Raw genomic sequence first — 3,970 nt, 5'->3', positions numbered from 1 at the left:
CTTGAGAGAAATCGTGACCTTCTGAAGCGCGGCGCCGTGCTTGTAGATGAGTCCGACACCGGCACCCAGCCACGAGTGCTTTTCTATCTTGAGCATGCCATCCAAGACGGCAGCTTCACCAAGAGCGGAGAGCGAAGAGTCGTATCCAAGAGGCTCCTCTACGTCGAAATCGATTCAGAGGGACAAACCAAGCATGTCAACTATGCGCCCTATCTCGACTATCGGCCGCTTGCTGACGGAGAACCGAGCATCAACGATGTGCTCTCTCGTCCAGAGTGTCAATGGGTAACGAAAGAGCTTGAATACCAAGCGCAGGGCCACGCCATCGAGCACGTGGTTCCCGAGCATCTGAACGAGGTTAAGTCACGAAAGCTGGAGCTCATCGCCAAGACTGAGGCGGCCGTCAAAGACCGGCTCACCAAGGAAATCAACTACTGGGACCACCGGGCCGAGGAGTTGAAGCTTCAAGAACAATCAGGGAAGACGAATGCCCGCCTCAATTCCAACGAGGCTCGCAAACGAGCCGACGAGCTGCAAGCCAGGCTCGAGAATCGCATGGAAGAGCTTCAGAAGGAGCGGCAGCTCGCTCCCTTGCCTCCCGTAGTCATGGGAGGCCTTCTTATCGTGCCTATCGGGCTAATCGCTCAGATGAGGGGAACCAGCCTAGGCCCAAACCAGAACAAAGACACTCAGCTTGCGGCCGCTAAAGCTCGAGCCATCATCATGGACATCGAGAGGTCACTCGGTTTCGAACCGACCGACCGAGAATTCGAGCGACTTGGCTATGATATTGAAAGCCGAGTCCCAGGGACCGGACGGCTTCGATTCATCGAGGTAAAAGGCCGTTTCGCTGGAGCTGACACGGTGACCGTCACGCGAAACGAGATTCTCACTTCGCTGAACAAACCCGAAGACTTCATTCTTGCCATCGTCGAGCTCGACGGCGACAACCACCGCGCCCACTACGTTCGCTCGCCTTTCCAGCGAGAGCCGGATTTTGGAGTGACGAGTGTGAACTACGACATGGCCGAGCTCCTCGCCCGCGCCGAGGTGCCGAAATGAACAAACCCATTCGCAAGAAACTCATCGAAGTTGCCCTTCCGCTAGAGGCAATCAACGACGCTTCAGTTCGCGAAGGCTACATCTATCGGGGCAACCCTTCAGCAATTCACAAATGGTGGGCCCAACGCCCATTGGCCGCCGCCCGCGCGGTCATCTTTGCTCAAATGGTCGACGACCCTAGCTCATGGCCCGACCTATTTACGTCAGCCAAAGCTCAGGAGAAAGAGCGCCAGAGGCTCTTTGGAATCATTGAACGCTTAGTCACCTGGGAGAACATCATGAATGACGAGGTGATTCAGGAAGCTCGAGATGAGATTTGGCGAAGTTGGCGACGCGCTTGTGCAGAGAATGTCGACCACCCGGAAGCGAAGAACCTGTTCTTGCGGGATAGCCTTCCGCCGTTCTTCGACCCTTTTGCCGGCGGGGCGACCCTACCTATTGAAGCCCAACGCCTTGGCCTAAAGCCTTTCGCCAGCGACCTCAATCCTGTCGCAGTGCTTATAAATCGGGCTCTAATCGAGATTCCGCCAAAGCTTGGCGGCCATCCAGCCGTAAACCCTGCGGTTCAAACAAACCCTGGCTTGTTTGAACGAAAATGGACAGGCACGCAGGGGATTGCTGAAGACGTGCGTTTCTACGGTCAGTGGGTCTGCGAGGAAGCGAGGAAGCGACTCGCAGACTTGTATCCTCAAGTTACGATAAGCCGAGAGCTGGTAAGTCGACGACCTGACCTGGCCCCATACCTAAACCAGACTATTACTGTGATTTCATGGCTTTGGGTGCGCACAGTGAAAAGCCCGAACCCAGCATTTCGCGATGTTGAGGTTCCTTTAGCCTCAACCTTCATGCTCTCAACTAAGGCGAAGAGTGAAGTCTACGTTGAGCCAATCATCAGTGGGCACAAATATACTTTCGAAGTTCGCACCGGCAAGCCTAGAGACGTTGAGACAGTAAAGAATGGCACGAAGCTCGGAGGAAGCGGAACCAGCTTTGGCTGTCTAATGTCGGGAGCTCCGATGCCCTTCGATTACATCAGAAGTGTTGCGAAGGAATCCGGTCTCGGCACACGTTTAATGGCACTTGTTGCAGAGGGTGGCCGCGGACGTGTCTACCTAAGCCCAACTGAGCTCGACGAAGCTATTGCCTTTTCAGCAAAACCGTCGAACCCTCCCGAGGCTGACTTGCCAGAGCGAGCACTAGGTTTTCGCGTTCAGGAGTACGGTATGACGAAGTGGCGCGACCTGTTTACTAACCGGCAACTCGTAGCGCTCGAAACCCTTTCCGAACTAATAGAAGAAGTACAGGAGACAATTAGAGTTGATGCACTAAAGTCGTCAGCTCAACTATCACCTGAAGCTGCTCAGGAGTATGCGAAGGCTATCGCTCTTTACCTAAATTTTTGTCGGGACAAGGTCTCTGAGTATGGATGCTCCATCGTTCCCTGGAATTCCAAGGAGAACCGACCAAAAAGCATCTTTGTCAGGCACGCCATTCCTATGCTCTGGGACTACGCAGAAGTGAACCCACTGTCTTCTATCGGTGGTAGCTTCGAGGCTTCTGTCGGGATTGTTGCTGGTGCACTACTGGGTTGTCCGAATAGTGCGCAATTTGGTTCAGCAATTCATGCTGATGCCGTGAGAAGCGAACATAACCAACCATCCGTTATCTCAACCGACCCACCTTACTACGACAACATTGGCTATGCCGACCTCTCAGACTTTTTTTACGTTTGGCTTCGAAAATCTTTGAGGCCGCAGTACCCGCAACTATTTGGAACTTTACTCGTTCCCAAGGCAGAGGAGCTTATCGCCACTCCGTACAGGCATTCCAGCAAAGACGCGGCTGAGACTTTCTTCTTGGACGGCATGACCGCAGCGATGAAGCGCCTCGCTGATGTAGCCCACCCGGCGTTTCCCGTGACTATCTACTACGCCTTCAAGCAATCGGAGACCAAGGCCAATGGAGGCGAGGCCAGTACTGGTTGGGAGACCTTCTTGTCTGCTGTCATTCGGGCCGGATTCACCTTAACTGGTACTTGGCCTATACGAACGGAGCGCGGTGTGCGCTCAATTGGCATAGGAACAAACGCTCTGGCTTCAAGTGTTGTTCTCGTTTGCAGGAAGCGAGAAGTGGGCATGAGCACAGCCACTAGAAGAGAGTTTTTGACAGCTCTCGAGCGCGAATTGCCAGACGCTATAGCAGACCTTCAACGTGGGAATGTCGCACCTGTAGACCTTCAGCAGGCAGCAATTGGGCCAGGAATGGGGATTTTCACGCGCTATTCAAAGGTCCTCGATGCTGATGGCAACGCTCTTTCAGTCAGAGAAGCACTGACTCTCATCAATCAAGCCCTCGACGAAGTTCTAGCGCATCAAGAGGGAGATTTCGATTCAGACACACGGTGGGCTCTGGCGTGGTTTGAGCAATTCGGTTTTGCCGAGGGAGACTACGGGGTCGCAGAGACACTGTCCAAAGCAAAAAACACGAGCGTAGACGGTATTCGTCAAGCAGGGATTGGCACCCATGGCAAGGGGAAAGTCAGACTCTTCAAGCCTGAGGAGTTGCCGGCAGACTGGAGCCCCGAGTCCGATAGCCGCCTCACGGTATGGGACATGGTCCATCACCTCATTAGGACGCTTGAGCAAGGAGAAGAAGTGGCGGGAAGAATGCTCGCCAAACTCGGCTCTCAAGCAGATGTAGCAAGGGAGTTGGCGTACAGGCTCTATTCAATCTGTGAGCGTAAAAAGCGAAGTGTGGATGCCCAGAGATACAACGCACTTGTCTCAAGTTGGCCCGAGCTCGTGCGGCTCGCTCAGCAAGCACCACAACAAGCGCAAGGACCCCAACAGAGCTTTGAGGGGATGAACTAAGACATGGCTATCAGCAACTACGAACGTGTTGGAAAGAC

2 protein-coding genes are annotated in these 3,970 nt (G+C 53.9%); both read left to right on the top strand.

What is annotated here, in order from left to right; translation table 11 throughout:
- Window positions 1–1,062 (top strand): DUF3883 domain-containing protein (locus tag WCK51_15875; GenBank protein ID MEI7578367.1); only part of this gene is annotated, 1,062 nt, incomplete at its 5' end.
- Complete coding sequence (locus tag WCK51_15870) at window positions 1,059–3,932, top strand: DUF1156 domain-containing protein (protein MEI7578366.1); 2,874 nt, start codon at window positions 1,059–1,061, stop codon at window positions 3,930–3,932. The genes WCK51_15875 and WCK51_15870, both read left to right, overlap by 4 nt.
- The last annotated feature ends 38 nt before the right edge of the window (window positions 3,933–3,970 follow it).

This window comes from Armatimonadota bacterium (assembly GCA_037138755.1).
GTDB lineage: Bacteria > Armatimonadota > Fimbriimonadia > Fimbriimonadales > Fimbriimonadaceae > Fimbriimonas.
This window is presented reverse-complemented; position numbering and strand designations above follow the sequence as displayed.